General features: G+C 69.5%; 25 protein-coding genes. 12 read left to right on the top strand and 13 right to left on the bottom strand.

Annotation, left to right across the window (positions count from 1 at the left end):
- Window positions 1–42: 42 nt before the first annotated feature.
- Complete coding sequence (locus QHF84_RS43200) at window positions 43–1,317, top strand: ferritin-like domain-containing protein (RefSeq protein ID WP_281319434.1); 1,275 nt, start codon at window positions 43–45, stop codon at window positions 1,315–1,317.
- Here QHF84_RS43200 and QHF84_RS43195 read toward each other — a convergent pair.
- Window positions 1,270–2,457, bottom strand: coding sequence for a type 1 glutamine amidotransferase domain-containing protein (locus QHF84_RS43195; protein WP_281319433.1), 1,188 nt, complete (start codon window positions 2,455–2,457; stop codon window positions 1,270–1,272). The two genes, QHF84_RS43200 and QHF84_RS43195, sit on opposite strands and share 48 nt — an antisense overlap.
- A gap of 280 nt (window positions 2,458–2,737) precedes the next feature.
- On the opposite strand from QHF84_RS43195, the gene QHF84_RS43190 reads away from it, so the two are divergent.
- The 4 genes from QHF84_RS43190 to QHF84_RS43175 all read left to right on the top strand — a co-directional run bounded on the left by QHF84_RS43190 (window position 2,738) and on the right by QHF84_RS43175 (window position 9,518).
- Entirely contained in the window at window positions 2,738–4,495 is a 1,758-nt protein-coding gene (locus tag QHF84_RS43190) for a DEAD/DEAH box helicase (RefSeq protein ID WP_281319432.1), read from the top strand.
- A gap of 40 nt (window positions 4,496–4,535) precedes the next feature.
- Window positions 4,536–6,596: a hypothetical protein gene (locus tag QHF84_RS43185; protein WP_281319431.1), complete on the top strand. Its 2,061-nt coding sequence runs from the start codon at window positions 4,536–4,538 to the stop codon at window positions 6,594–6,596.
- 4 nt (window positions 6,597–6,600) lie between these two features.
- Window positions 6,601–7,818, top strand: a complete 1,218-nt coding sequence (locus tag QHF84_RS43180; RefSeq protein WP_281319430.1) for an alanine racemase — start codon at window positions 6,601–6,603, stop codon at window positions 7,816–7,818.
- Window positions 7,819–8,813: 995 nt separating this feature from the next.
- Window positions 8,814–9,518, top strand: a complete 705-nt coding sequence (locus tag QHF84_RS43175; RefSeq protein WP_281319429.1) for a hypothetical protein — start codon at window positions 8,814–8,816, stop codon at window positions 9,516–9,518.
- Window positions 9,519–10,278: 760 nt separating this feature from the next.
- On the opposite strand, the gene QHF84_RS43170 is transcribed toward QHF84_RS43175, so the two are convergent.
- Entirely contained in the window at window positions 10,279–10,890 is a 612-nt protein-coding gene (locus QHF84_RS43170) for a DUF3592 domain-containing protein (protein WP_281319428.1), read from the bottom strand.
- A complete protein-coding gene (locus QHF84_RS43165; RefSeq protein ID WP_281319427.1) occupies window positions 10,890–11,444 on the bottom strand; it encodes a hypothetical protein in 555 nt (184 codons plus the stop codon). The genes QHF84_RS43170 and QHF84_RS43165 overlap by 1 nt, the downstream gene beginning before the upstream one ends.
- A gap of 84 nt (window positions 11,445–11,528) precedes the next feature.
- Here QHF84_RS43165 and QHF84_RS43160 point away from each other — a divergent pair, with 84 nt between their 5' ends.
- Window positions 11,529–12,413 carry a LamG domain-containing protein gene (locus tag QHF84_RS43160; protein WP_281319426.1) on the top strand — a complete coding sequence of 295 codons (885 nt, stop codon included), beginning with the start codon at window positions 11,529–11,531 and terminating at the stop codon, window positions 12,411–12,413.
- A gap of 31 nt (window positions 12,414–12,444) precedes the next feature.
- Window positions 12,445–12,882, top strand: a complete 438-nt coding sequence (locus tag QHF84_RS43155; protein WP_281319425.1) for a hypothetical protein — start codon at window positions 12,445–12,447, stop codon at window positions 12,880–12,882.
- Here the strand turns inward: QHF84_RS43155 and QHF84_RS43150 are convergent.
- From QHF84_RS43150 to QHF84_RS43125, 6 genes are all read right to left on the bottom strand, one after another.
- Window positions 12,867–13,670 (bottom strand): phytanoyl-CoA dioxygenase family protein, encoded by an 804-nt coding sequence (locus QHF84_RS43150; RefSeq protein ID WP_281319424.1) that lies wholly within the window; start codon window positions 13,668–13,670, stop codon window positions 12,867–12,869. The genes QHF84_RS43155 and QHF84_RS43150 overlap by 16 nt on opposite strands.
- Entirely contained in the window at window positions 13,667–14,644 is a 978-nt protein-coding gene (locus QHF84_RS43145) for an aldo/keto reductase (RefSeq protein WP_281319423.1), read from the bottom strand. Before QHF84_RS43145 ends, QHF84_RS43150 begins: the two co-directional genes overlap by 4 nt.
- 407 nt (window positions 14,645–15,051) lie before the next feature.
- Window positions 15,052–15,918, bottom strand: a complete 867-nt coding sequence (locus tag QHF84_RS43140) for a hypothetical protein (protein ID WP_281319422.1) — start codon at window positions 15,916–15,918, stop codon at window positions 15,052–15,054.
- A gap of 28 nt (window positions 15,919–15,946) precedes the next feature.
- Window positions 15,947–17,104 carry a lycopene cyclase family protein gene (locus QHF84_RS43135; protein WP_281319421.1) on the bottom strand — a complete coding sequence of 386 codons (1,158 nt, stop codon included), beginning with the start codon at window positions 17,102–17,104 and terminating at the stop codon, window positions 15,947–15,949.
- A 26-nt stretch (window positions 17,105–17,130) separates the two neighbouring features.
- Complete coding sequence (locus QHF84_RS43130; protein WP_281319452.1) at window positions 17,131–17,634, bottom strand: DUF2505 family protein; 504 nt, start codon at window positions 17,632–17,634, stop codon at window positions 17,131–17,133.
- 364 nt (window positions 17,635–17,998) lie between these two features.
- Window positions 17,999–18,688 (bottom strand): hypothetical protein, encoded by a 690-nt coding sequence (locus QHF84_RS43125; protein ID WP_281319420.1) that lies wholly within the window; start codon window positions 18,686–18,688, stop codon window positions 17,999–18,001.
- Window positions 18,689–19,546: 858 nt separating this feature from the next.
- Between QHF84_RS43125 and QHF84_RS43120 the strand changes: the two genes are divergently transcribed.
- Window positions 19,547–20,212 carry a hypothetical protein gene (locus QHF84_RS43120; protein ID WP_281319419.1) on the top strand — a complete coding sequence of 222 codons (666 nt, stop codon included), beginning with the start codon at window positions 19,547–19,549 and terminating at the stop codon, window positions 20,210–20,212.
- Window positions 20,205–20,438 carry a hypothetical protein gene (locus QHF84_RS43115; RefSeq protein WP_281319418.1) on the top strand — a complete coding sequence of 78 codons (234 nt, stop codon included), beginning with the start codon at window positions 20,205–20,207 and terminating at the stop codon, window positions 20,436–20,438. The genes QHF84_RS43120 and QHF84_RS43115 overlap by 8 nt, the downstream gene beginning before the upstream one ends.
- Before the next feature lie 114 nt (window positions 20,439–20,552).
- Here the strand turns inward: QHF84_RS43115 and QHF84_RS43110 are convergent, their stop codons facing one another.
- Together QHF84_RS43110 and QHF84_RS43105 are read right to left on the bottom strand one after the other, a co-directional pair.
- Window positions 20,553–21,134, bottom strand: coding sequence for a superoxide dismutase (locus QHF84_RS43110; protein ID WP_281319417.1), 582 nt, complete (start codon window positions 21,132–21,134; stop codon window positions 20,553–20,555).
- Window positions 21,135–21,304: 170 nt separating this feature from the next.
- A complete protein-coding gene (locus QHF84_RS43105; RefSeq protein WP_281319416.1) occupies window positions 21,305–22,225 on the bottom strand; it encodes a polysaccharide deacetylase family protein in 921 nt (306 codons plus the stop codon).
- A 148-nt stretch (window positions 22,226–22,373) separates the two neighbouring features.
- Between QHF84_RS43105 and QHF84_RS43100 the strand changes: the two genes are divergently transcribed.
- The 3 genes from QHF84_RS43100 to QHF84_RS43090 all read left to right on the top strand — a co-directional run bounded on the left by QHF84_RS43100 (window position 22,374) and on the right by QHF84_RS43090 (window position 25,287).
- Window positions 22,374–22,883 carry a hypothetical protein gene (locus tag QHF84_RS43100; RefSeq protein WP_281319415.1) on the top strand — a complete coding sequence of 170 codons (510 nt, stop codon included), beginning with the start codon at window positions 22,374–22,376 and terminating at the stop codon, window positions 22,881–22,883.
- Window positions 22,880–24,439: a GMC family oxidoreductase gene (locus QHF84_RS43095; RefSeq protein ID WP_281319414.1), complete on the top strand. Its 1,560-nt coding sequence runs from the start codon at window positions 22,880–22,882 to the stop codon at window positions 24,437–24,439. Before QHF84_RS43100 ends, QHF84_RS43095 begins: the two co-directional genes overlap by 4 nt.
- Window positions 24,440–24,507: 68 nt before the next feature.
- Window positions 24,508–25,287: a hypothetical protein gene (locus tag QHF84_RS43090; RefSeq protein ID WP_281319413.1), complete on the top strand. Its 780-nt coding sequence runs from the start codon at window positions 24,508–24,510 to the stop codon at window positions 25,285–25,287.
- A 14-nt stretch (window positions 25,288–25,301) separates the two neighbouring features.
- On the opposite strand, the gene QHF84_RS43085 is transcribed toward QHF84_RS43090, so the two are convergent.
- Window positions 25,302–25,916, bottom strand: a complete 615-nt coding sequence (locus QHF84_RS43085) for a hypothetical protein (RefSeq protein ID WP_281319412.1) — start codon at window positions 25,914–25,916, stop codon at window positions 25,302–25,304.
- A gap of 100 nt (window positions 25,917–26,016) precedes the next feature.
- The gene (locus QHF84_RS43080) at window positions 26,017–26,592 is read right to left on the bottom strand and encodes a 3'-5' exonuclease (RefSeq protein WP_281319411.1); all 576 of its coding nucleotides are present in this window, start codon (window positions 26,590–26,592) and stop codon (window positions 26,017–26,019) included.
- Between the last annotated feature and the right edge of the window lie 9 nt (window positions 26,593–26,601).

Here is a 26,601-nt window from a genome sequence, read left to right as displayed (position 1 = left end):
CAGACGAAGTCGCGTCCGTGTCGGCACGCGGAAGGAGGAGTCATGGATCGGTCTTTCCATTTCCGGCGCCGGCTCGCGGCGCAGTTGCTCGGTGTCGCGCTCGCCGGGATCGGCGCGGTGGCCGCCCAGGGTTGTGGCAGCGACGTCGAGCCGGGTGGTCAAGGAGGTCAGGGAGGTCAGGGAGGTCAGGGAGGTCAGGGGGGCAGCGGCGGCGCCGGCCTCGGACCCGGGGGCGGCGGAAGCGGCATCTTCGAGACGGTCACGGAGTGCTTCGCCTGGCCGGAGCAAGGCAGCGGCGGCGCAGGCGGCGGCGGTGGGAGCGGCGGCGCAGGCGGGGCCGGCGGCGCGGGCGGCTCGATGGTGCCGCCGTGCCCACCGAAAGAAGAAGCGCTGACGCACGTGACTCCCGACAACCCCCTTGGGTATTGCAGCTCCGTGGTGAATACCGATGGGGTCTTCCAGGACGGCCAGTGCTGCTACGAGGTGACGTACGAGACCTGCGGCGCCGTCGGTCGGCCCTTCCTCGTGGAAGGCCGTGCCCGGGCCGCGACGCGCGCGTCAGGCCGATCGAACTGGATGGAGAGCGCCCTCCCCGCGCCCGATCTCGCCGGTTTGTCCCCCGACGAGCGCGCTCAGCTCGCCGTCGCCTGGACCCACGACGGCCTGCTCGAACATGCCTCGATCGCCTCGTTCGGACGGTTCGCGCTGGAGCTGCTCGCCGTGGGGGCGCCGGCCGATCTCGTGGCGCGCGCGCACGAGGCAGCGCTCGACGAGGTCCGGCACGCGCGCCTCGCCTTCGCGCTGGCCTCGGCCTACGCCGGCGAACCCGTCGGGCCGGGCGCATTCCCGTTCGCCGGGGGCGCGGTGGACGTGAGCGCGGATCTCGCCGAGATCGCCGCGCGCGCGGTGCGGGAAGGCTGCGTCGGCGAGACGCTCGCCAGCCTGCTCGCGGCCGAACAAGCGGCGCGGGCGACGGATCCGGCCGTGCGGGAGGCGCTCCTCGCCATCGCGGAAGACGAGGCGAGGCACGCGGAGCTTGCGTGGAGGGCGGTGGCGTGGGCGCTGCGGAGCGGAGACACGTCCGTCGCGCGGGCCGTCCGGGCGGCCTTCGTGGAGGCGTTCGCCGCGGGCGTCACGCTCGAGGTGCGAGCAGGCGGGGCGGGCGCGCTCGAGGCGCATGGGCGGCCGGAGGCGGCCGTGCTGCGGTCCTCGCTGGAGCGCGCGCTCGACGAGGTGGTGCGGCCGGCCGCCATGGCGCTCTTCGATGGCCTAACCGCGCCGGCCGGTAAGGGCCGCGAGCACGCGGAGCGCGGGTAACGCCCCGAGGCCCACGGCGAAGGCCGCGGTCAGGCCGAGGACGCTGCGCGCCTTGGCCACCTTCGGCAGGAGCGCCGCGCCGGCGAGGGCCATCGCCGGCGGCGCGCTCCGCTGCGGCGACGACGCGGCCGGCGCCCACGGCCGCTCGGGCGTCGGCTTCGTGCCGGTGAAGAAGTCGACGAGCGCACGCGTGAACACCGGCAGATCCTGCGGCCCGCGGCTCGAAATGATGTTGCCGTCGCGCACGACCGCCTCGTCCCGCCAGGTCGCCCCCGCATTCACCAGATCATCCCGGATCCCGGGCCACGACGTGATGTGCCGCCCGCGGAGAATGCCCGCCGACGCGAGCACCCACGGCCCGTGACAGATCGCGCCGATGGGCTTGCCCGCCGCGTCGAAGGCCCGGACGAACTCGCGCACCTCCTGGCTCTGCCGCAAGAAGTCCGGCGCGATGAACCCGCCCGGCACGAAGAGCGCGTCGTACTCGCCCGGATCCGCCTCCCGGATCGTCCGCTGCACGCGGACCCTCCGTCCCGGGACGTCGACGTTCATCCCCACGATCTTCCCGGGCCGGAGCGACAGCACCTCGACCTGCCCGCCCTCGTCGCCGATCGCCCGTGCCGTGCCGAAGAGCTCGACCTGCTCGAAGCCGTCCGCCGTGAGCACCGCGATCTTCCGGCCCGTGAGCCGCTTCCGCCGCGACGGTCGGGCCGCGAAGAAGCTCGTGATCCCGACGGCGGCGTACATGGCGAGCGTGCCCGCGTTGCCCATCGCGCGGCGGAGGTTCGGGAGGAGGCGATCGGGCAGCACCAGCGCGTCGAGGACATACCCGCCGAGGGCCGAGAGCGCGCTCGCGAGCAGCATGCCCCCGGGCCGCTCGGGACGCGCCCGCGCGAGCACGCTCTGGTACGCGAGGCCCCAGCCGAGGTGGCCGCCGGTGAGGAGCAGGAAGCCGAGGGGCGTGACGCCGCGCTGGAACCGGGTGCCGACCCGCCGCGTCGGCACGGCCGCCGTGGCCACCGCGTTGAGCCCGGCCCAGGGTGAGCCCCGTTCGATCGTCGAAGAGCTCATCATGGCCGTCGCGGTCGCCGCCGTCAGCGCGGCGCCCGTCCACAGTCCTCGCCTCACGATTGCTCGCATGGTCACTCCTTCCGCGTCGTGCATCCGGGGAGAGCCGCGGATTGCATCACGGGTGCCACGGGCGGGCGCAGCCGAGCGCACGCGGCCGGGTTTAGGCGCGCAGCTCGGCTCGCCCGAGCGTAGCCTTCGAGCGTCAACGAGCCGGCGGCGGGAGCGCGGTATGGCGGACGAAACTCCGGGCGATCCGTCGTCCGAGCTGCTACGGTGCGCGCCTTTCTACGTGGGGGCGCCGCTCGGACGAACCGAGCTCCTTCGCGTAACGCCCCCCGCTCCGCATCCGATGACCGAAATCGAAGCCCTTTCGCCTGCCCTCGCGGCTGCCTTCCAGAGCCGCGGCTACACGACCCTCACCCCGATTCAGCAAGCCGTGCTCGACCCCGCCCACGCGGGACGCGATCTGCGCCTCTTCTCGCAGACCGGCTCGGGCAAAACCGTCGCCATCGGCCTCGTCCTCGCCCCCGACCTCGAGCGTATCGTGGCGGAGCGTGCGAGCGCGGCCCCGGCCTCCACGCCGTCCGCTACGGCGACGCCTGCCACGATCGTGATCGCTCCGACGCGCGAGCTCGCCGCCCAGCTCGCCCGCGAGCTCTCGTGGCTCTTCCGGCCCCTCGGCGCGGCCGTCTGCGCCGTCACCGGCGGGACCAGCATCCCGCAGGAGCTCTACAATCTCCGCCAGGGCCCGCTCGTCGTCGTGGGCACGCCCGGACGGCTCGTCGACCACCTCGAGCGCGGCTCGATCGATCCGTCGCGCGTCTGCGCGGCCGTGCTCGACGAGGCCGATCAGATGCTCGACATGGGCTTCCGCGAGGAGCTCGAGACCATCCTCGGCAAGATGCCCGAGGAGCGCCGCACCCACCTCGTCGCGGCCACGTTCTCCCGCGAGGTCTCGGCCCTGGCGAACCGCTACCAGAAGGACGCCGTCGCCGTCGAGGGCACGAGCCTCGGCGAGGCGAACCAGGACATCACGCACGTCGCGCACCTGGTCAAACCCGACGAGCGTGACGGCGCGGTCGTGAACTTGCTCCTCCTCGCGCCCACGGAGCGCGCGCTCGTCTTCGTCCGCACCCGCGAGGGCGCGGCCGAGCTCGCCGAGCGCCTCGGGCAGGCCGGTTTTTCGGCGCGCGCGCTGAGCGGCGAGCTCGAGCAACGCGAGCGCACCCGCACCCTCGCGGCCTTCCGCTCGGGCGCCGTGACCACGCTCGTCGCGACCGACGTGGCCGCGCGCGGCCTCGACATCCCCGACGTCGGCCGCGTCATCCACGCCGATCCCCCGAGCGATCCGGAGACCTTCACCCATCGCAGCGGCCGCACCGGCCGGGCCGGGCGCAAGGGCACGAGCGTGATGCTCGTCCCGCCGCAGGCCCGCGACTACGTGGCCCGCCTCTTCCGCGGCGCTGGCATCCGCGCCACCTGGTCGGCCGCGCCCTCGCCCGAGGACGTTCTTCGCGAGGCCGACGCGCGCCTCGCCGCCGAGCTCCGCGCCCCCGCGGCCGAGCCTGCCGATCCGCGGCTCCAGGCCCTCGCGGCGTCCTTGCTCGCCGACATGGATCCGGCCGTGCTCGTCACCACGCTGCTCACCCGCTCCCGCCACACCGGCCCGGCCGCGCCGCTGCCCGTCACCCCGCTCGTCCCGCACGAGCCGCTCCCGCGCCGTCCTCCGGAGCCTCGTTCCCCGCGAAACGCGCCGAACGCGGGCGCATTCGTCCCGTTCCAGGTGAGCTGGGGCGGCCGGCATGGCGCTGATCCGCGGCGGCTCCTCGCGCTCGTGTGCCGGCGCGGCGGCATTCGCAGCGATCAGGTCGGCGCCATTCACGTCGGCGACTTCTCGTCGAGCGTCGAGGTCGCGACGCCCGTCGCTTCGGACTTCGCCCGCTCGGCGGCGCGCCCGGACGAGCGGGATCCGCGCGTCCGCATCCGGCCCATGCCCGAGTCGAACGGCGACACGCACGCGCGCCCGGCGCCTCGGCCTCGGGGCCGCGCTCCTCTCGGCGGCGACGAGCCCCCGCGCCGCTTCCGCAACCATTCCCTCACGCGCTAGAGCCTGGACACGCGCGCCGGCCACGGCGAAAGTGGCCTTCATGCCGCGCGCGTTCGCCCGCCCACGCGTCTCCACACACCTCTGCGCCGCCGCCCTGGCCCTCGCTACGACGGGCCTCGGCTGCGGCCCCTCCGGGACGAACCCCCCGGCCCCGGAGCGCACCCGCATCGCCTTCGACTTCACCGGGAGCAGCGGCTTCTTCGGCGCGCCTTTCCCGAGCGACGCGCGCCTCACGGCCAGCGGCACGGCCGATCTTTCGGCCTTCCCGAACCCTTCGACCAACGGCATCGCCGCGCAGATGATCGACCTTGCCGGCGCCGTCCGCGGCTTCGGCACCACCACGGCCATCTACTTCGGCCTCGACGGCCCCTTGCCCGCAGGCGAGCTCGTCACGCCGACGGGCAGCCTCGCGCCCGAGGCCCCTGCCCTCCTCCTCGGCGTCTCCGCGTCTGCCCCGGATTACCTCCGCCGCTACCCCATCTCCGCCCATTTCCTCGAAGACGGCGGCCCGTACGGCGCGCCGAACCTGCTCGCCCTTCTCCCGGTGCAAGGGATCCCGCTCCGCGCGAACACCACCTATGCCGCGGTCGTCCGGACCTCCCTCACGGATCGCGACGGCGCGCCGCTCGGCATCACCCCTGCGATGGCCGATCTACGCGCCGGCAAAGCCCCGGCCGGCATGTCCGACGCGGCGCTCGCCACCTATACGCAAGCGCTCGTGGCCCTCGACGAAGCCGGCATCCCGGCGGAGGAAATCGCCGCGCTCACCGTCTTCACCACAGCCGCGCCCACGGACGATTACGCGCGTGTCGCCGAGGCCATGCTCGCCGATCCGCTCCCCGCGCCGACGTCGCCGTTCGCGCGGAACGAGGTCTTCGACGATTATTGCGTATACGAAACCACGATCGGTTTGCCCGTCTATCAAAGCGGGGAACCTCCCTACACCTCGGCCGGCGGCAACTGGGTCTTCGACGCCGCGGGCAAACCCGTCTTCCAGCGGTTCGAGGAGGCAAACTTCGTCGTCACGGTCCCGCGCCGCCCGATGCCTCCTGCGGGATACCCCATCGTCCTTTTCTCGCGCACGGGCGCGGGCGGCGAGCGGCCCCTCGTCGATCGCGGCGTCCGCGCCGAACCCGGCGGCCCTGCGCTCGAACCTGGCGCCGGCCCCGCGCTCACCTTCGCCCGCGCTGGCTTCGCGGGTGCGAGCGCCGACGGCCCCCACGGCGGCCTGCGCAACAAGACCGGCGGCGACGAGCAGTTCCTCGTCTTCAACGTGGGAAACCCCGTCGCCCTCCGCGACAACATCCGCCAATCCGCGGCCGAGCTCGGCCTGCTCACGCACGTCCTCGGCGGCATCGAAATCGACGTCGCCGATTGCCCCGGCGCGGACGCGGCCAATGGGAAAGCCCGATTCGACACGAATACCCTCGCGCTCATGGGCCATTCGATGGGCGCCTCGATCGTCCCGCTCACCGCGGCCTTCGAGCCGCGTGTCCGCGCCTTGCTCCTGAGCGGCGCGGGCGCGAGCTTCCTCGCGAACATCGTCCACAAGCAAAAACCTCTCGCCACGCGCCCGCTCGCCGAGTCCCTCGTCGGCGTCAGCGGCACGGGATATTCGCTCACCGAGGTCGATCCGCTCCTGAACCTCCTGCAATGGGCCGGCGAACCCGCCGACGTGCAACCTTACGCCTCGCGGATCCTGCGCGAGAACGAGGGCCCCCCGCGGCACGTCCTCATGATGCAGGGCATCGTCGACCATTACATCCTGCCGCCGATCGCGAACCCGATGAGCGTCTCGCTCGGCCTCGATCTCGCCGGCCCGCCGCTCGACGCCTCGCACCCCGAGCTCTCCGGGTACACCCCGCTCTCCGCGCTCCTCTCGCTCGATGGTCGCAGCGAGATCTCCCTGCCCGCGTCGGGCAACGCCTCTGGGTCCACCGCGGTCGTGGTGCAACATCCGGAAGACGGCATCGAGGACGGGCACGAGGTCGTCTTCCAGACCGAGCCCCCGAAACATCAGATGCAATGTTTCCTCGAAAGCTTTTCCAAAGGCACGCCGCGCGTTCCGTCGGCGGGACCCTTGAACGCGGCTTGTGATTGACGCCATGGAAACCCGCCAGCACCGCTACGATCGTTACCGGAAAACCCTCGCCGGCGAGGCCTTGCCCGTCGCCCTCGTGGATCTCGACGCCGTCGACGCGAACGTCGATGCCATCACTTCGCTCGTCCGCGGCAGCCACGGAAAAACCCTCCGGATCGGCACGAAATCCGTTCGATCGGTCGATCTCATTCGCCACATCCTGAACCGCGGCGGCCCCTCGTTCCGCGGCCTCATGGCGTATGCTCCCGCCGAGGCCCGCTACCTCGCGGCGCAGGGCTTCGACGACATCCTCATTGCCTACCCCACGGCCCAGCCCGCCGACGCGCGCCTGCTCGCCGAGGCGAACCACGAAGGAAAACGCGTCTCCATTGCCGTCGAGGAGCCCATCCACCTCGACGTCCTCGAAGTTGCCGCCGCCTCGCACGGCGTCCGCATCCCGGTCGTCGTCGACATCGACGTCTCCCTCCGCCGCCTCGGCGGCCGTGTGCACCTCGGCGTCCGCCGCAGCCCGCTCCACGAGGCCCGCGGCGTCGCCGATTTCGCCGAACGTGTGGCCTCGTCCCGCCACCTCGAATTCGCCGGCCTCCTCGGCTACGAGGCGCACATCGCCGGGACGCCCGACCAGACTCCGCTCGGCCCCCTCCCGCCCGGCGCGAAACGCGCCTTCAAGCGAATCGCCTGCACCGCCGTCACCACGCTGCGGCACGAGATCACCGCCGAATTCGAGCGCCGCCGCCTCCCGATCCCCCTCTTCAACGGCGGCGGCACCGGCAGCGTCGCCTCCTCCCTCGCCGACCCCTCGCTCACCGAAATCACCGTCGGCTCCGGCTTCCTCGGCAGCCACCTCTTCGACCATTACGACGATTTCCGCCCCGAGCCGGCCGCCTTCTTCGCCCTCCAGGTGACACGGCGACCTGCGCCCGGCTTCGTCACGTGCCAGGGCGGCGGCCTCGTCGCCTCGGGCGCCGCCGGCCCGGATCGCCTCCCGATTCCGTATTTACCCGAAGGCCTCGCCTTGCTCGATCTCGAAGGCGCCGGCGAAGTCCAGACCCCGCTCGCCGTCCCGCCGCACGTGACACTCGCGCCCGGCGATCCCGTCTTCTTCCGCCACGCCAAGGCCGGCGAGCTCGCCACGTTTTTCCGCGACTACCTCCTCGTCCGCGGCGACCGCGTCGAATCCCGCGCGCTCACCTACCGCGGCGCGGGGGAATGTTTTCATTGAAAACGCAATCGCCACCCGCGTCGTTTTTGAACGATTCGATGCCCGCGAGATCGGCTCCCACAGGGCCGACCCGAAGGCTCATTCGGGTGCAGGCATCAAAACACAATGCTGCGGCGTGACCTGCCAGCGAAGGGATTTGCCTTCCTCGACCTCGGCCTGATGAGGCTCAGACGGCCGTGGCCTCGAGCAGATGGCTCCCCATCCATCGGGCCCCTGATCCGCGGGCCTCACGGTGAGCTGACTCCACGTCGGACCGGAGTCGAGCTGCGACAGCCATCGGATCTCACCACATCCGTCGGGCCCGGTGATGACCTCAGGGAGAGCAGGTCCGGCGGGCATAGCTGATTCCCACTTGTAGACGGAACCGGGGACGGTGTGCAGGGCTTCGGACGTCACGCGTGCTCCCACGAGCGGCGCCCCTTTTTCATCCGCGAAGCACATGTGCACAGGGGGCGACGACATGACCGCGCCTGTCGCCTCGTCTGCGGAACGTGGTGACGTACAGCCAACCAGCAAAACTGCAAGACCGACGGACAATAGACAAAAATTCGTGCTCACGTCGTCCCCTGACGTGGATTTCCAGTCGAACATTCAATCCGGCCCCGGAAGAACCCGCCGAAGGCTGAAAAACCCCCCCGGGCAGGCCGTCGACGGGCGTCTCCGGGCTCCCAAACCCCCTCCCCGGCCCGGGAGCATCCGACGCAGCTCCCTGATGGCGATGGTTCCTTCCAACCACTTCGCTGTCCGTTGATGGTTCTATTCAACCGCTGATGGGGCGCCGGTGCGGATGTGGAGAGCTCGATCGAACAGCTCGACGCTGGGTGGATGATGGGCTTGGCTGGCACGTGGATTGCCAACGACTGCAAACGATTTCAAGCGATTCCCGCGCGCATGCAGCAGCCGCGCTGCACGACGCGGCGGTGATTCTCATGCTTTGGGGCCGACACAGCACGTCCATTTTGGATGTCGTGTACGGCTACCTGAAGGAAACACTCATGAAAATCATTCACGCAATGAGCCTTTCCATGGTCCTCGTTCTCGGAGCGATCTCCTGCACGGCGACATCCGACAATATTTTGGTCGAGCAGTCCGATGACATCGGCGAGGCACAGGAGGCGCTCACGGTCTGCGTTGCGGGTTCGCTCGCCTACTGCAACGATGCGCTGGAGTACTGGACCGGCTCCTTGTGCTGCGTCGAGAACCAGCCCACGTGCGCTGCGGGTTCGTACGCCTACTGCAATGACGCGAAGGAACACTGGACCGGCTCCTTGTGCTGCGTCGAAAACCAGCCCACGTGCGCTGCGGGTTCGTACGCCTACTGCAACGACGCGAAGGAACACTGGACCGGCTCCTCGTGCTGCGTCGAGAACCAGCCCACGTGCGCTGCGGGTTCGTATGCCTACTGCAACGACGCGCTGGAGCACTGGACCGGCTCCTCGTGCTGCGTCGAGAACCAGCCCACGTGCGTTGCGGGTTCGTACGCCTACTGCAACGACGCGAAGGAACACTGGACCGGCTCCTCGTGCTGCGTCGAAGCGTCGACGTGCGTCGCGGGTTCGTACGCCTACTGCAACGACGCGAAGGAACACTGGACCGGCTCCTTGTGCTGCGTCGAAGCGTCGACGTGCGTTGCGGGTTCGTTTGCGAGTTGCAATGGGGCCGGCAAGCACTGGACCGGCTCCTTGTGTTGCATCGAGTAGCGACACGTCGCCCTGGTCGTCGGCGAGGTACGCGCCCCGAAAAGGCTCGAAAACGCGTGCCCGTACGGCCGCCCCCTCGCTCGCTGGGCGTTCCGAGGGGGGCAGAACACAGGCTGGGGCTCAGTCCGTCACATAGCACGACTTGCGGACGCCCACGATCGGATCGCCGAATGTATCGTTGTTGCAGGGGACTCCGCCGGTGTTCGTTATGTAGTTGAATACGCCGTTCGCTCCGTACGCCACCCGGCGCGTCCCTGAAAATACACACCATCCCCCCTCGTCAGCGCATTTGTACCAGGCCATGCGCAGCGGAGCAGGCGCCTCTGCTGTCCCTTCAGCCTCTCTCAACTCCTGCGTCGGGGACTCCTCCCCTGGCGATAGCGCCTCGGCACTGGCCGCGCTGCCGCTCAGCGCGGCAACGAAGGTGAACCCCAGAAACAAGCAGATTGCTCGTAGCATAAATGCCCCCTTTTGCTGCTTGGTCTCGCCGTCGCCTCGATTCCCGGTAAGTCACGAGAATCCCCTGTTCAGCTCTGTATCGAGCTGATGCCCGTGGCGTATGCAGCGCCCGTACCCCTCCGTTCGAGAAGGGCATACACAGCCTCACCGGGACGTCGCGCGAGAGGTGCTGCGGGAAGGCGCCGGCGAGGTCGAGACCCCGCTCGCCGCCCATCGTCCGATTCGAGCGCGATGCGCTTTGCGCCCGCGCGCCCCGTGCCCGTACCCTACCGCGACGCGGGCGAGTGTTCTTTCCGAAACCTCAATCGTCGTTCCCGCCGAGGGCGAGACGTTTTTTCGTGCGCAACGTCGCGATCCCCGCCCAGGCGAAGAGCAACCCCGCCGCCGAGAGCCCCAGCAAGAGCCCGATGCCCATCGGCGGCGGGACCTCTGCATTCGCCTTGATGAGCAGCGCCTCCGTCGGATCGGCCGGATCGTACCAGCACGGCACCCGCTTGCCTGGCAAAAGCTCGCGCTTTCTCCAATCCGCGTCGCCGCTGGCAAGCGTGGTCCCTTCCCAGGAGACCCCGCTCGCGATGTACGTCCCCGTCTGCCCCGGGACGTGCACCTGGTAATCGACGGAGACCCGCGTCGTCCCGTATTCCGGATCCGGCTCTCCCCAGACGATATCCTTGATCGTGCACGTCGCCTCGGAGAACGTGCGCATGCGCGCCAGCCGCTCCGCCCGCGTCTGCGCCTGGCTCCGGATCATCCACGGCAACCCGAGGAGAATGCAGCCGATCACGATCATCATGACCGCGAGCATCACCTGCGAGGACCGCGACATGAGCACGCGCCCCTGCGCGTCGAACTCGACCTTCTCGCCATCCGGCATCTTCAGCGTCCGGATTTGCTGGCGGTCGCGTTTGCCCATCAATGTACCTCGATCGGTACCGGGACCTTGTACGCGTTGGGGCAGTTTTCGTTCAAAATGCCCACCTGCGCCACGACCGTCACGATGGTCCCCGGAGTGACATCACTCGCGATGTTCACGTAGCCCTCCACGGGGACCGAGTCGCAGGCGGAGATGCCATACAGCCAGAAAGGCTCGCTGACCTCGACGCCGGGGTCCGGGCTGGAAAAGACCACGCCGGGATACCCGAAAAAGCCCTTGCCGGTGGTCTCCACGAGGTTCATCGACATCACGGTACTCCCGCCCGCCTCCAAGACCCCGTCCTTCATGGTGACCTCCCGAAGCTCGATCCCCGCGATGTCCGCGCAGCTCGGCTGAACGGGAGAAGGCTCGTCGGACCCGGGTACGCACATCCCGCCGCCGCTTCCGCCGATCCCGCCTCCGCCGCCGTTTCCGCCGCCTCCGCTTCCGCCGCCGCCGCTGCCGCCGCTTCCGCCGCTTCCGGCCTCCACAACCGCGCTGCCGCAGCCCCCGAAAAACAGACACCCCAAAAGCAAGAAAAGCGCTCGAAGCATGCACCCATGATGCGGCAGTGCTCCCTCGATTTCCATCCCCATGGCTTGACCTCCCCCGCTCCCTCGACGGAAGCTCCACCCGCGATGTCCCCCGCGCCGCGCTTCCTTCCGCCCCTGCTCCTCGCCGCCCCGCTCTTCGGATGCGCTACGGCCCCGCCTCCGCCGCCGCCCGATCCCGCATCCCCGAGGCCGCTCGAAATCGCTGGAGACGCGCCGCCTCCGCGGACCAACACCGGCGCCCTGCAGATCGCCGCGGCTGATTGCAACGCCGCCCCCGCTCCCCTGCCCGCTCCCTTCCTCGGCCCTGCGCCGCCCGGCCTCGCGGCCTGGTATCGCTTCGAGGAGGCCGATGGCCCCGTGCTCGACAGCTCCGGCCATGGCCATCACGGCGCCGCCACGAGCTCGGGCCTCGTTCGCGGGGCGCCGGGTCGCGTGGGGCGCGGGCTCTCGTTTTCAGGAGGCCACGTCCGCGTCCCGGCGTCGCCCGGCCTCGACTTCACGACCGCCGCGACCATCGAGCTCTGGGTCCGCATCGCCCCCGAGCTCAACGACCCCCTGGTCGAGGGCTCGACCGTCAGCCGCGGGACCGGCGAGAGCGACGACAACGTCCTCATGCACGCGGGCTGCGGCGACATGCAGCTCATCTTCTCGCGAGCGTCTACGGGCACGACGAACGTGACCAGCGATTGCGGCTCGATCCCCGTCTGCCAGTGGACCCATATCGCCTACGTGAACGACGGCCGCACCCTCACCCTCTACATCAACGGCGCCCTCACCAAGACGGACCAAGGCGGCTTCCTCGGCCCGCTTCGGTCCGACCTCTTCATCGGCCGCCGTGAGCAGGGCATTTTCCCGTTCGCCGGCGCGATGGACGAAATCCTGTGGTGGCGCGAGGCGCGCACGCAGGCGCAGATCTGTGCCGATGCGGGCGGGCGCTGGTCGGGCGACGGTTGTCAGCTTCGGCCTTGACAACCCCTGGATTTCCTTCTTGCTTCGACGGGTGTCGTCAGAGCTCGGGCGAGAGGTATACGCGGAGGGCGGCAACTACTGCATGACCCTCGGAGACGGGGTGGCCGAGTGCCGCGTCTGGCGCCGGCCCGACGTGAGCCGCGAGGCCGGCGCGGCCTACGCGCGTGAGATGGTCGGCGTGTTCCAGCGCGTCGCCCGTGAGCCCGCTGTGCGCGTGCGTGGCGCCGTCATGGACCTTCGCGAGGTGACGGTCGCCTGGGGCCCCGCCACGGATGCCGCGCTCGGCGAGATGTTCGGCGCGCTCGAAGTGGCCTCGCGGCGGATCGCGGTGGTCTCCCCGGACAACGCCCTCCAGATGATGAGCCTCCAGAGCCTCCTCAAGGCGCACGCGCCGAAGTTCGGCCGCGTCTTCGGCACCCCCACGGACGCCTTCCGCTGGGCCGGCTCGTACCGTCAGGGAAGCGGCTGACGGGCCTCGAAAATCGTCTCGAACTTCCGCGGCGCCCGCCGCTTGCGCACGCACCGCGTCTCGCCGTGCAGAAAACACACGGTCACGGCGCGCCGCGGCTTGCCCGTCGTATTCGTCCCCGACCGGTGCCAGACGTCGTTGTGGATGAGCATCGCCTCCCCGGCGCGCGCGGGCACGAGCACGGAGCGCGCCTCGGCCGCGGCCGCGCGCGTCACCTCCTCCGGGATCACCCCGCCGAGCGGCGTCGCGAGCCCGCCGTGATGCGACCTCGGCACGATCTCCACGCACCCCGCCTCGGCCGGCGCGTCGTCGAGCGCGGTCCAGATCTGCACGAGCGGCGCCCGATCGAGCCCCCAAAAACTCCCGCCATCCTGATGCCACGGCAGCGCCGTCCCCGCCCGTGCCGCCTTGTTGAACAGGACCGCGCGATACAACGTGACGGATCCGTCCGTCATGGCCCGCGTGACTCGCTCGAACAGCGCATTGCCGAGGAAAGCTCGAAAGATGGGATCCTTCTCCAGCTTTTCGAGCTTCCGATAATGGATCGAGGGCCCGATCCACCCTTTCCCGCGCTGCAGATCCTCGTACCGCCCGCTCTCCGCGTCGTGCTGGAAAAACAGCCCTTCGTGCACGACGCGCCCGAGCATGAGCTCCTCGGCCCGCGCGGCGAGCGTGGTGATGCCCTCGTCCGAGAGCACGCGCCCGAGCCGCGCGAACCCGACCTCGGCGAGCTCGGCGAGGGCCGCCCGCACATCGACCGCCGAGGCCTCCTGCGCGAGGAAGCTCATCGCGCGTATCTCGCGTCGGTTCCCTGGAAATCGCGGTAAAGCTCGTCGACCCGCTGCCGCGCCTCGGCGGGCAGCACCTTCGCGCAGGCGTCGATCGCGGCGTCGAGGTGCTCGATCGACCCGGGCCCGACGAGGATCGAATCCACGCCCGGCGTCCCCGCGACGTAGGCATAAGCGAGCTCGACGAGCGTCATCCCATGGCTCTCGGCGACCTCACGATAAGCCGAGGCGAGCTCGAAGAACCGATCGGTCCAGTACCGCCGTTGATACAGCGGATTTTTCTCGAACCGCGACCCCTTCGGCGGCTCGGCGGAAGGCGCGTGTTTGCCCGAGAGCAGCCCTCCCGCGAGCGGATTGTACACGGTCGAGTGCAGCCCGTACTTCTGCGCGAACCGGAAGTACTCGATATCGAGCTGCCGGATGAGCACGTTGTAAAGCACCTGCGACATCACGGGCCTCGGCATCCCGCGCTGCTCGGCGAGGTGGAACATCTCGAGCACCTGCCACGACGCGTAATTCGACACGGCCCACGCTCGGATCTTCCCCGACACGAGCAGCGTCTGCACGGCGTCGAGTGTCTCCTCGATGGGCGTCCCGGGATCCGGCACGTGGAGGTAATACACGTCGACGAACTCCATCCCGAGCCGCCCGAGGCTCTCGTCGATGGCGGCGAGCACGCGCGCCCGCGAGAGCCCCTCGGGCTTGCCGGCCGTCCGCCCGAACCCGACCTTCGTGGCGACGAGGGCCTGGTCGCGCCGCCCCGCGAGCGCCTTGCCCAGGATCCGCTCGGAGTTTCCGTCGACGTAGGCGTTCGCCGTATCGAAAAGCGTGAGCCCGCGATCGAGCGCGTGATGCACGAGCCGGATGCTCTCCGGCTCGGGCGTACGCTTGCCGAAGTTCATCGTGCCCACGGCGAGCAGGGGTTTTTCGGACGGGTCACGCGGGCGGGTCCAGGGCGCGAGGAGGGAGGACATGGGCGGGAGGCGTAGCGCAGAGGGCGCAGAAGGGAAAGCGCGTGTCAGCGAACGCCCGTCCCCCGCCCCCCTGGCCGCAGGTCCTCCCGCCACCACAAGTCCCGCGGGTACACCCGGTTCCGCCAATCCGGCGCCGCGCACCGGATCCGCATGCAGATGGGCAAACACCGTCCCCGCGCGCACATCCTCAGGCACCGCTCGCAAATGTCCTGCGCGAACAGCGCATCCGACGCCTCACCTTGCACCTCGCTCTCCGCGCCTCCGTCCTCCGCATCCTCCGCGCGTGCCTCGCTCCCCGCGCCGACGAACATCGCTCCCATCACCCAGGCCAGCATCCACGGACGTATCCGCATCGGGCACCTCCCCTCGGATTTCCTGGAGCCCCGGCGGCCAGCGTCAACCGCGCGCTACTGCCACTTGTGTTCGACGATGCTCGCCCGCCACTCGCCGTCCTCGAACCAGTGCCGCTCCTGCGCCGTGACGAAGGTTCCCATGGCCGAGCGATTCACGACGAGCACGGCAGGACGACCCGGCGGAGTCTCGATACGCGAGCTCTCGTAGCAGCCATGCGTCACCGGCTGCACCTTCAACATCGCGCCGACGCCGGGCGTGCCTGCCGCGGGCTTCCGATCCACCACGCGCCCCTCGTGCGGCACGAGGCGCCCGCCCTGGATGCGCCAGAAAGCGTGCCCGTCGCCGCACCAGCAGCTCGCCAGGCATTGAATGCGCTCGATCGTCTCGATCAGGAACGCCCCCGGGCCCATCGTTCGTAGCTCGACGTCGAGCTCCGGCGAGAAACGCTCGACCTGCAGCGTGGCGCCCTTCTCATCGATCAGCTCGACCCGGCTCGGCAGCCAATCGCAGGGCGGCAGGATCGGGTGCGTGCCGACGCGGGCGGCCCCGGGCCGCGTGAGGCGCGAATCCTCGAGCACGCGGAGCTTGCCAGCGCCGCCATGCGCCCCGAGGTCCACGGGGAACGTCCGCCAGGTGGCATAAAGCCTGGTGTCGGGCGAAGGAATCGGCGGGGGTTTTTCGGGGTCGCAGTATTTGGTCTCGGCCGCGTCCGCGTCCGTGTCCGGAGGGGCAGCACTCGGCGGAGGCGCGGGGGCCGGTGAGGGGGTCGGCGCGGGCGTCTCGGTGGCCGAGGGAGCGGCGCTCGGTGGGGTCGCGGCGGCGTCGCCGGTCGTCGAGCCCGGCGGTTCTCCGCGCGTGCAGGCCAGAAGCAGCGCGACGAGCAGAAGCGCGCGCGTATCCCACGAAGCGGCGAGCAACATCCCGCCGCCGACGCCGGGGCCACGACGCTTATTCCTGGGCGCGACCAAACCACCGCCTCCTCACCCACCGCCCCATCGCCGCGAGGAACGGCCACGACGGCAGCGTCATCACGATCCGCACGATATCCCCGATCCCCGCCCGCTCGTCCAGGAATCGCAGCACCCGATCCGCCGGGTTTTTCGTGAACAGCACCCGAAAGATCCCCGGCAAGAGCGCCGGCCGCGACGCCCACAGCTCGAGCAAGACCCCGTCGAGGAATCGATACAGCCTGGACCCCCGCGGCGGCGCCATCGGATCCCCACGCTCCTCGAGCGATCGCACGATCCCCCGGCAATCGTCCTCGATCCGCGTCAGCGCATACCCCGTCGACGCCTTCACCATCCCCGCCGCAATCCCCAGCCGCCGCACCCTCCCCGACGCGCGCCAGCCAAACGCTTGCTCCGTCATCGGGCTCGTCCCGTGCTCCCGCGCCACCACCTCGTAACTCGAAAGACCCAGCGTCCCGCGCACATACCGCTCGATCACGGGCGCCGCCTCCTCCCGATCGAGCGTCACGAGCTCCACGAGCGCCTCCTCCGCGGAGAACGGCAACACATAAAAGAACGACCGTCCCTCCGCGAGCCCCGTGCGAAAATCGAAGAGCGTCGCCGCCTTCGGATCAAACGTCCCTTCGGGCGCGCGCAGCAAAACCCCCGTGAAGTGTTGCCGCAACGAATGCCATCGCCGCTCGTCGACCCGCAAATCCGCGAGCCGGAAGCGGCTATCCATCACCCACCTCGCAGAAAACGCCTCGGCCCCGACGCGCACCGTCACGTGGTCCCCACGGTCCACGACCTCCTCCGCGCGCCCGTCGATCACCCGGCACCGCGGCGCGCGCCGGATCTCCTCGAGCACGAGCCGCTGCAAATCGGCCCAGAACAACGTGCGATACGTGCACTCCCCGAGCGGCACGGCATGCATCGCCTCCTGCCCAACGATCCGCAGCTCCTTCCACGCATGACGCACAATCGATTCGAACACGCTCTCCACCGGCGACCAGAACGAGAACGTGCGCAACGTCGCGTCATCGCGCGCGCCGTCAATCACCAGGATCGATCGAAAAGGCGTGTTCGCCTGGAGCCAGAGCCGCGCCAAACAAAGCCCCGACACGCCCGCGCCGACGATGATCACATCAAACGAAGCCACACCGTCAGCCTCGAACGCCGCCCCGCTCAAGCGCCCTCCGCGCGCGCCCCGACGAGCCGCGCCTCCTCCTCGAAAAACGTCGCCAGAATCGGCGCAAGCAGCGCCTCCGCGCGCGCCCCCACGAACGGCGCATCAATCACGAGCACACCCTCGATCCGCCGCTCCGTGCACGTCAGCCCGCGCGACACGAGCACATACCGCCCCTCGCACCGCGCCCGCCGTTCAAGCGGCGCAGGCACCTCCGGCGCAACCACGAACGTCCCCCCATGCTCACGCCGCCGCCACGTGACACGCTCCGTCCAAGCGATCCGCGGCATCAACCGTCGCCCCGCCCCAGGCCACGCCTCCGGCCTCAGCGCATAAAACGCCTCACGCCGCACCACCTCGTCCGCATCCTCGTACGCGCGAAGCTCCGCAGACGCGATCACCCGCGAACCCGCGCCAAACGCCGAGACGATCGTCGGATCGAGCAGCGCAGCTTCCACAGCATCGAGCCTCGCCGAGAGCAGGTGCACGAAGTCGAGCCGCATCACGACCGGTATCGTTCATCCCGCGCGTTTTGTATAGCCCCCCCCGACCTGGGGCCGCCGCGCCGGGGCGCTGCCCCGGGCCCCGCGGGGGCTATCCGCCCCTCGACCCGGACCAGCGCAAGCGCTGGACCCTTTGGGGAAGAACTGCGCGATGCGCAGTTCTTCCCACAGGCCGGTGGCAAGACCAGGGACGGCGTTGCCAGGTGAAGGGGTCTTGACTGGCAACGTCGCTCGCCGGCTCGTTCGATGAACTGCGCATCGCGCAGTTCATCGACCCCGAGTCCAGCGCTTGCGCTGGTCCGGGTCCAGGGGCGGACAGCCCCTGGTCGGGGTCCGGGGTGAAACCCCGGCGCCACGCCACCCCTCAGAACACCCCAAGCAATCCGATCTGCGTGTAGAGCGCGGTGAGTCCGACGGACTGGCCGCCGGTGCCGCTGTCGGGTTCGGTGATCATGTGGTTGCCTGAGATGCCTGTGACGAGGCTCATGGCCACGTGCGGGTGGACCCAGTACCGCACGCCTGGCGCCACGCGCCACCGCACGCGCAGACGCAGCTCGTTGTTGACGGGCACTGGCTGCGGGAACGGATCGGGATCCGTCGTCGTCACCGAATCCCACGTCCCGAGGCCCACGGACACTGCGCCGAAGAGCTCGGCTCGTTTGTCGGCGGACCTTGCGAGGGCTACCTGGAGTTCTGGGGCCACGACGAAGGAATACATGCGCCTCGTGCGCTCGCCCTCGACTTCGTTGCCTGTGTTCGGATCGGTCACTGTGAAATCTTCGGTCTCGCTCCAGTTCGAGAAGTCGAAGCCGATGCCGATCACGAACCGATCGAACTTGTAGCCGATGGACAGCCCGCCCTCGAAGGATGGGAACCCGACGAGGTCGTTGTCGATCATGAGCGGCGTGCTGATGAGACTCGTCTGGAGCGCGAAGCCGCTGTTCACGGGCCGGCCTGCGGGCTCGGGCTCGGTCTGCGCGGCTGCGACCGAGGTCGCGAGGAGCCCCGCGAAGGAAACGGCGAGGGCAAGTGTCGTTCGAACGTGCGTGGACATGTGTGCTGTCTCCGGGAAGGAAGATCTCACCCCTATCACGGAACGTCTTCGCTTGAAAATTGAACCGCAGCGCTCGCTGCGCGCCACGCGCCGTAACGCGAGGGCTCTCGCGCGCGCCCCATTCTGAACGTCATCTGAGGGCGTTTCGCTGGGGCTTCGCCCCAGGCCCCACCAGGGGTTGTCCACCCCTGGACCCGGACCAGCGCAAGCGCTGGACCCGGGGTCGATGAACTGCGCGATGCGCAGTTCATCGAACAGGCCAGGTCAAGACCGGCGAACGACGCGGCCAACCGAGACCGCCACGATCGGCAACGCCGTCCATGGTCTTGCCACGGGCCCGTCGGAGAAACTGCGCATCGCGCAGTTTCTCCGCCTTCGGTCCAGGCCGTGCCTGGTCCGGGGTGGAGGGGGCGGACAGCCCCCTCCTGGGGTGCGGGGCAACGCCCCGCGCGCGCTCGCACCCCTCGTCCCGCCCCCGATTTTGCATTCCGCCTCCGTGCAGCCGCTCCCATCCCTGCCGGAACGACCGCTGCGACGCCTCGCAACGACCACCACCCTCCGAGGGACGCCTCCTCCGCGCGCTCGCAGTGCGCCTCCTGCTGCCTCCGCGCTCGTTCCTGCTTCTCGCAGCCGCCGCCTCCTTGCCGGGATGACCTTTGCGACATCTCGCAACCGTCCTCCCGCGGCCTGCCGCCCTCATTCCCCGCGCTTGCACCTGCCTTCCTTTGCTGCCTCCGACGCCTCCCCCTCCGTGCAATGCTCCTTCCGCCGGTTGTGTGCCCTCTCCGTTCCTGTGCTTGCGCTTTTGCCTGCGTTTCCGTTAGCCTGCTTGCCCCTCGTTCATGTTCGGGAGGCTTCATGCGTCGATTGCGTCCTACGGATGGCACTCCGCTCCACAAGCGGGCGGCTCAGTATCACCTCGCCAAGCTCACGACTGGCGGGGCTCCGATCCATCAGGAGCTGCATGCCGAGATGGCGGCGAAGTATGCCGACTTGAAGGCCAAGGCGCGGGCTGTGGAGGATGCCGAGGATGATGCGAGTGCGGCGTCGGCGCTCGCTGATCATGCCGAGATCAAGCTCGAGAACACGATTCGCGACATCGACGCGGACCTTGGTAAGCTCGATCGACAGGTCCCCACCCTCAGCGCGCAGATCATCGTGTTTCCGCACGGGTATGGCGCGGAGATCGATCCCGAGGGCGCGGCGCAGCTTGCTGGGTTGCCGGCGCTGCGCGCGCGCATCGCGCAGTTCTCTGCGCATGGCATCGTGATCGAGGCGCTTGCTCGGTTCGACGCGGCGCACGAGGCGTTTGCGAAGGCCATCGAAGCCGAGGAGAAGGCGGAGGCGCTCGTGGACACGCTCTTCGCCGAGGAGCTCGAGGCGCGCCGGGCCATCCGCGAGCAGTTCGAGAGCGCCTATGGCCGCTTGCGTGATCACTACAAGGCGCGCCCTGCGCTCGTGGAGGAGTTCTTCCTCAAGGAAGGCAGACGCCGCACGCCGAAGAAGGGCCCGACCGATGGATGAGATGGAGCTTCAGCTTCGCCGGACGGCCGCCACGAAGATGCGCATCATCGGCGTCCTCGGCATCGTCTTTGGCGCGGCCGTCATCGTGGCCGGCGTCGCGGGCGACATGATCCGGCCGGTCGTCATCGGCGGCATCTTCTTCGTGAGCGGCGTGGTCCAGCTCATTCGCGCGAAAAAGCACCTCGCCGGCGCCGACGATCCGCAGATGTCGCCGTACGACTCCTGAAGCGCCTCCGCTCTCCGGTGGGAGGTTCGAGCCTGCACGTCCGCAGGCGGAAAGTGAAACGCCCCCTCTCCCGCGTGCGGGAGAGAGGGCGCCCGGGGGGATGGGGGCGAGTGCTCAGCCCCGCAGGTTCTTCGTGGCGAAGTCCCAGTTCACGAGCTTCGTGAGGAACGTCTCGATGTACTTGGGACGCAGGTTCCGGTAATCGATGTAGTAGGCGTGCTCCCACACGTCGATCGTGAGCAGCGCCTTCTGGCCGTGCTTCATCGGCAGATCCGCGTTGCCCGTCTTCGTCACGGCGAGCTTGCCGTCCTTCTCGACGAGCCAGGCCCAGCCCGAGCCGAACTGCGTCGCGGCTGCGTTCGAGAACTCCTCCTTGAACTTCTCGAACGAGCCGAAGTCGCGCTTGATCGCGTCGGCGAGATCGCCCGTCGGCTCGCCGCCGCCATTCGGCTTCATGCAGTGCCAGTAGAACGTGTGGTTCCAGACCTGGGCCGCGTTGTTGAACACGCCGCCGTCCGAGCGGAGGATGATCTCCTCCAGCGACAGCGACGCCTCGGGCTTGCCGTCGATGAGCTTGTTGAGGTTCGTGACGTAGGCGTTGTGGTGCTTGCCGTGGTGGTACTCGAGCGTCTCGGCGCTGATGTGCGGCGCGAGGGCATCCTTCGCATAGGGGAGATCGGGGAGCGTGAAGGCCATGGTCGCGTGTCCTCGTGAAGTCTCGTGGGTTCGCTGTTCGCCGGCTAGGGGCCCGGCAGGCGGCGAGACTCTACCGATCGGGGAGGCCCCGGGGAAGTCAGAGAGTTCGGAAGGGCCGAACTTTCATCACGGTCGCCCAGGACGCACCCGATCCAGAGGCGCAAAACGCTTCATCCGCCCCCGTGACAGCGCGGATCGTCCACGAGCTCCGCCGACGATCGCTGGTAGCGCGCGCGAACGGCGTCCTCGACCGACAGGAAGCGCATCCCTCGCCGCCGGGCCTCGGCGATGATGGCCGGTAACCCCGCCGCCGTCTCGGCCTTGGTGCTGTGGAGCAGGACGACGCCGTAGGCCCCGCGATCGAGCTGCCTCCGGGTGGACGCGAGGACGCAGAGGCCCGCGCCCGAAGGACACACGCGCTCCGTCGGCGCGATGTTCCACCCGACATGGACCGCGTGGCGCGCGACGATGGGGGCCACCTTGCGGAAGGTCGGCCCCCACCGATGCCCGACATACGGGTCGCCGAAAGGTGCTCGGAAGAGCGTGAGGCGCGGCGCCTCGCTCCCGAGAATCTCCCGCACGACGATCTCGACCTCTGCGATTTCTTGCTCGATCTTTTCCGGTGGCAATCGGGAGATCCGCAGGTGATGTGCCGTGTGGTTCGCCAGGGAGTGACCTTCCTCCACGATGCGCCGCACGATGGCGCGCGCGACCGCGTTTTCGCGGAGGGATGTCCAGCTCTCCGTGTTGAGGAAGAAGGTCGCCTGGACGCTCTCCCGCGCGAGGACGTCGAGCACTTTGGGGGTATTCACGAGATCCGGGCCGTCGTCGAAGGTCAAAACGAGCGTATTGCCCGGAAGGTACGAAGGCCGCCTTCCGAACGGGATCTCCGGAAACGGAGGGCAGCCGCAAAGCGCTCCTTCGATCGGCGCGGCGACGTTGTCCCCTGGAATGGGTCGGTCTGCCGCCGCCGAGAGCCCAGCGAGGAGGGATATCACTCCCGCGATGGAACCGAGGGTATACGTTGCCGCCGCGCGGACCATGAGCGACGCCTCTCCGTCGGCGCGGCTCCGCTCGGTGCTGCGCGCCAATCGACGATCCCGTGAGGCGAGCGGACGCGGCCGTCAACGACCCTTCGTGATTACGAGGGCACGCCGATCGCCTGGAGAAACCGGCCCGGGAGGAGCGCCGACATTCTGCGCTTGCTCCTGTCCCCTGCTCCTCCTACGTTCCCCGCCCGTGAACGAGCTCGTCCGCTTCGCGCTCACGACGTACTACCCCCGCGTGGACGATCTGCCCGGCCTCGCCGAGCTCGGCGTGGACGAGAAGATCCAGCGCCTCCGCCGTGAGTCCACCCTCCTCTTCTGGACCGGCATCGTCGCCGCCAGCGTGGCCTTCCAGCTCGCGCCGCTCCTCACGCTCCGCAAGCCGCTGCTCGCGAGCTGGCTCTCGCCCGAGGACCTCGACCAGCACGCGCACAAGATGGCGTCGCACCCGGCCTACCTCGTCCGGCAGGTGACGTTCCTGATCAAGCTCGTGGGTGGCCTCTTCTGGGGGCAATCCCCCGAGATCCGCGCCTTCCTCGACCTCACCCCGTACCCCGCAGATCCCGGCACCCGCCGCCTCGAAACCTTCGTGCCGCGGCAAGGGCCGCTGCCCGGCGGATCCCCGGAAAAACTCCTCTCGCTCGGCAAGAAGGAACGCGAGCGCGGGCGCGACAAGGACCGCGGCAAAGGACTCCAGGCATGACGACCGCCCTCCACACCGCCCCGAACAAGCGCTCGGACACGTCGCGGGGCCGTCACGAGACGTTCACCTCGTTCGCGCAGCCGGGCCTCGAAACCGAGGTCGACTTCGTGGTCGTCGGCAGCGGCGCCGGCGGCGCGGCCGCGGCCGTCGTGCTCGCGCGGGGCGGCTATCGCGTCGCCATCGTCGAGGCCGGGCCCTGGCGCGCGCCCGAGGATTATCCTTGGACCACGTACGGCACGATCCGCGACCTCTTCCCCGACTGGGGCTCGCTCGTCACGCAGAGCCGCGCGCTCTGGCCGATCGTCCAGGCCTCCTGCGTCGGCGGCTCCACCGTGATCAACAGCGCCATCGTGGTCCGCACGCCGGGCGACGTTTTTACGCGCTGGGAGCGCGAGTACGGCATCGACGGGCGCGCGCTGGAAAAGCGCGTGTGGGAGCACCAGGATCGCATCGAGAGCGAGCTCTCGGCGACCGTGGTCCCGCCCGACGCGCGTGGGCTCTTGAACACGCTGGCCATGGATGCGGCGGAGAAGCTCGGCTGGTCGTCGCATTACATGGTGCGGTACGCGAAGGACTGCGAGGGCTCGGGGCAGTGCTTGCAGGGCTGCCGCAAGAGCCGCAAGCAGAGCACGAACGTCAACTACGTGCCCGAGGTGCTGGAGCGCGGCGGCTACGTGCTCTCGACCGCGCCCGTCAAGGACCTGCTCTTCGACGGCCGCCGCGTGATCGGCGTGACGGGCCGCTTCCAGGATCCGGAGACCCGCAAGTTCGGCGCGCGCTTCACGGTGCGCGCGCGCAAGGCGGTGTTCGTGGCCGCGTCCGCGACGCAGACGCCCATCCTGCTCGCGAAGAGCGGCATCAAGAGCCGCGCGCTCGGCACGCTCTTCCGGGCGCATCCTGGCACCGGCGTGTTCGGCGTGTACGACGATCCGGTCGATCAGAACATCGGCGCGACGCAGGGCTGGGCCTCGACGGCGTTCCGGCAGGATCCGGGCTTGAAGCTCGAGACGCTCGCCATTCCGCCGGAAATGGTGGCGGGGCGTCTGCCGGGCGGCGGGGCCGAGCTCATCCGGCGGTTCCGCGAGTACCGGCACGTGGCGATGTGGGTCGCGGCCGTGCGCGCGGAGTCCGTGGGCACGGTGAAGCCGAGCCTGTTCGGCGGGCCCGTGGTGAAATACCAGCTCGACGAGGCCGACATGCGCAAGCTGCGCAAAGGCCTCGCGATGGTCACGCGGATGCATTTCGAGGCCGGCGCGCGCGAGGTGATCCCGGGGATCTTCGGGCTGCCGTACAAGATCGGCCCGGACGAGATCCACCTCATCGAGGAGGGGCCGACGGATCCGCGCTGCTACGTCGCGATCCTCTCGCACCTCTTCGGCGGCTGCCCGATGAGCGCGGATCCACGGCAAGGCGTGGTCGACGAGCACGGCAAGGTCCACGGCTACGAGGGGCTCTACGTCGCGGATGCGTCGGCGATCCCGACGACGATCGGCGTGAACCCGCAACACACGATCATGGCGCTCGCGTCGGTGTGGGCGGAGAACCTCGTGTCCTGACAGAGGCGCGGGCGCGCGCCGACGTCGCCGGCTTGGCCCGTGCTCGCGCGAGTCCGTACGCTGCGCGCATGCCTGGATTGCCTGGCCCGAGCCGTCCGCCCCACCCCGCCACGATCCAGCGCGCGACCGCGCCCCATCCCGCGAGGATCGTCCAATCCAAGACCACGCTGCCGCAAGCCGGGCCGCGCGCCCCGCACGCCGCGAAGGGCCGAGGCGTGGTTCAGCGGCAGGTCGCGCTCGACGTGCTCCACGCGATGTGCACGACCCTGTTCGGCTCGTACACGAAAGCCGTGGAGTTCCAGGCGATGAGCATCGACGACACGGTGACGATCGCCGGCAACAAATACAGCGGCGGCGTGGCGACGCTGGCCGTCGACTTCCCGGACTGGAATGCGATCAAGACGACGGCGATGCTCGGCGCGACGGTCCTCGGGGACACCGGGGTGACGAAGGGGAAGGACATCAAGACCGCGACCGACGCGACCGCAGCCGCCGTGAAGAACACCAAAGCAGGCGTGATCCTCCTCCTCGACGACACCGAAGCGGGCGGCAATCAACTGCACGCCGAGCAGAAGCTCTTGCACGTGCTGGCCGAACGGATGCGCATCGAGCGCCCCTTCGGGATGAGCGTGCGCATCGCGGGGAGGAATCCGCCGTGTGACTCCTGCCGGGAGGTGCTCGACGCGTTCTCGAAGGCGTACGAGGATTGTGGATACGGGACGCTCGACTACGACCGCAGCCCGGGGCAAGCGCGGGGGCCGGCGCAGCTCGACCTCGCCGCGTTGTACCCCGACGCGGAGTTCCGGTTCGGGGACTTCGTCGGGCAATACACCCGCGAGCTCGGCTGACGCCGGCCCTCGCCTCAGAATCCGACCTGGACCCGCGCGCCCGAGGGCCCGATCGACACCGTCACCGCCTTCGCGGGCTCGGGCTTCTTTGGCCCGCTCCTCGCGATGTACATCCCGGGCAGCATCATCAAGAGGCCGATGCCGGCGATCCCGAGCCCCGAGAGCGACAGCACGGCGCCCGCGCCTCCGTCGAGGCCCTTCGTCAGACCGAGCGCGCCCGTCACCACGCCGCCCACGAAAATGGGCATCCCTGTGCCGAGGAGCACGCCGCCCGCGACGCGATCCCGCACGAGGTAATCGTCGTACGAGGCCCGGACCTCGGTGATCTCGGCGAGCGGGATCTCCCGCGTGTCGTCCCGCGTGCGGATGACGAGCCGATCCCCGAGGACCGCCGAGCGAATCGGCGCGGGATACACGAGCGACGCCGCGCCCTTGCGCTCGACCGTGACGGTCTCGAGGTGGCCGTAGACGACCTTCCGCGCGCCGCTCTTCGTGGTGATCGTGGGAAAGGGCCCGGAGGGGCCGGGCGCGGCATTGGACAGCGCCGAGAGCTCCGAGGGCGCGATCGTGACGTGGCTCGTGCACGCGGCGAGCCCGAGCGAGCTCGCCAGCGCCAGAGCCACCGTCATTGCCTTCGTTCGCGCCCGGGACATCATCCTCCCCGAGCGCGATGCTTTCATGGCCTGCCGTCGCCGGCAAGAAAGCTCGCGCTCGGGGCAAGGTCCCGTCTCACCCTGTGGGCCGCATCTCTGGGATCGGCACGCGTCCGATCGCGTAAGGCAGGATCCGCGCGATGTTGCGCGCGTCGTCGATGCCTCGATGATGCGTGCCGAGGAGCGGCAAGCCGAGCCGTTCGAGCGCGCTCGCCATGCCGTACCGCGTCGTCTCTCCGAGGGCCGCGGAGAAGCGCTTCTTGATGTTCATGTGCCCCCGCAGCGGCAGCGGCACGCCCCAGCGGTTCGCGTCGATCTCGAACTGCTTGCGGTCGTAATCGCCCCACGAGCCGAAGAGCGCGTCCCTTTCCCCGACGAAGCGCCCGAGCGCCTCGATCGCGGCCGGGAACGTGGGCGCGCCGTCGACGTCCGCCTGCGTGATCGTGGTGAGCTTCGTGCAGAACTCCGTGAGCGTCGGCCGGATGACCGGGCGCACGAAGGTCGCGAACTCGCCCACGGGCTCGAGCGTCGCGCCGTCCACGAGGACCGCGCCGATCTCGATGATCTCCATGATCTTCTCGGGGATTCTCCCCTCCTCGTCGCAGGTCGCTTCCAGATCGATCACCAGGAAAAATGCAGGATCCTTTGCCATCGCCGTCCT

Source organism: Polyangium sp. y55x31 (assembly GCF_029946505.1).
Taxonomy (GTDB): domain Bacteria; phylum Myxococcota_A; class Polyangia; order Polyangiales; family Polyangiaceae; genus Polyangium.
Note: the sequence above shows the minus strand (reverse complement) of the source record. Positions and strands in the feature narration are given on the sequence as shown.

Excerpts from the sequence above, each read along its gene's own strand:
- QHF84_RS43185 (WP_281319431.1), top strand. The coding sequence starts at position 4,536 with ATGCCGCGCGCGTTCGCCCGCCCACGCGTCTCCACACACCTCTGCGCC.
- QHF84_RS43170 (WP_281319428.1), bottom strand. The coding sequence starts at position 10,890 with ATGGGCAAACGCGACCGCCAGCAAATCCGGACGCTGAAGATGCCGGAT.
- QHF84_RS43090 (WP_281319413.1), top strand. The coding sequence starts at position 24,508 with ATGCCTGGATTGCCTGGCCCGAGCCGTCCGCCCCACCCCGCCACGATC.
- QHF84_RS43115 (WP_281319418.1), top strand. The coding sequence starts at position 20,205 with ATGGATGAGATGGAGCTTCAGCTTCGCCGGACGGCCGCCACGAAGATG.
- QHF84_RS43145 (WP_281319423.1), bottom strand. The coding sequence starts at position 14,644 with ATGTCCTCCCTCCTCGCGCCCTGGACCCGCCCGCGTGACCCGTCCGAA.
- QHF84_RS43190 (WP_281319432.1), top strand. The coding sequence starts at position 2,738 with ATGACCGAAATCGAAGCCCTTTCGCCTGCCCTCGCGGCTGCCTTCCAG.
- QHF84_RS43150 (WP_281319424.1), bottom strand. The coding sequence starts at position 13,670 with ATGAGCTTCCTCGCGCAGGAGGCCTCGGCGGTCGATGTGCGGGCGGCC.
- QHF84_RS43175 (WP_281319429.1), top strand. The coding sequence starts at position 8,814 with ATGAAAATCATTCACGCAATGAGCCTTTCCATGGTCCTCGTTCTCGGA.
- QHF84_RS43095 (WP_281319414.1), top strand. The coding sequence starts at position 22,880 with ATGACGACCGCCCTCCACACCGCCCCGAACAAGCGCTCGGACACGTCG.
- QHF84_RS43110 (WP_281319417.1), bottom strand. The coding sequence starts at position 21,134 with ATGGCCTTCACGCTCCCCGATCTCCCCTATGCGAAGGATGCCCTCGCG.
- QHF84_RS43140 (WP_281319422.1), bottom strand. The coding sequence starts at position 15,918 with ATGTTGCTCGCCGCTTCGTGGGATACGCGCGCGCTTCTGCTCGTCGCG.
- QHF84_RS43120 (WP_281319419.1), top strand. The coding sequence starts at position 19,547 with ATGCGTCGATTGCGTCCTACGGATGGCACTCCGCTCCACAAGCGGGCG.
- QHF84_RS43165 (WP_281319427.1), bottom strand. The coding sequence starts at position 11,444 with ATGCTTCGAGCGCTTTTCTTGCTTTTGGGGTGTCTGTTTTTCGGGGGC.
- QHF84_RS43180 (WP_281319430.1), top strand. The coding sequence starts at position 6,601 with ATGGAAACCCGCCAGCACCGCTACGATCGTTACCGGAAAACCCTCGCC.
- QHF84_RS43130 (WP_281319452.1), bottom strand. The coding sequence starts at position 17,634 with ATGCGGCTCGACTTCGTGCACCTGCTCTCGGCGAGGCTCGATGCTGTG.
- QHF84_RS43080 (WP_281319411.1), bottom strand. The coding sequence starts at position 26,592 with ATGGCAAAGGATCCTGCATTTTTCCTGGTGATCGATCTGGAAGCGACC.
- QHF84_RS43160 (WP_281319426.1), top strand. The coding sequence starts at position 11,529 with ATGTCCCCCGCGCCGCGCTTCCTTCCGCCCCTGCTCCTCGCCGCCCCG.
- QHF84_RS43125 (WP_281319420.1), bottom strand. The coding sequence starts at position 18,688 with ATGTCCACGCACGTTCGAACGACACTTGCCCTCGCCGTTTCCTTCGCG.
- QHF84_RS43200 (WP_281319434.1), top strand. The coding sequence starts at position 43 with ATGGATCGGTCTTTCCATTTCCGGCGCCGGCTCGCGGCGCAGTTGCTC.
- QHF84_RS43195 (WP_281319433.1), bottom strand. The coding sequence starts at position 2,457 with ATGCGAGCAATCGTGAGGCGAGGACTGTGGACGGGCGCCGCGCTGACG.
- QHF84_RS43085 (WP_281319412.1), bottom strand. The coding sequence starts at position 25,916 with ATGACGGTGGCTCTGGCGCTGGCGAGCTCGCTCGGGCTCGCCGCGTGC.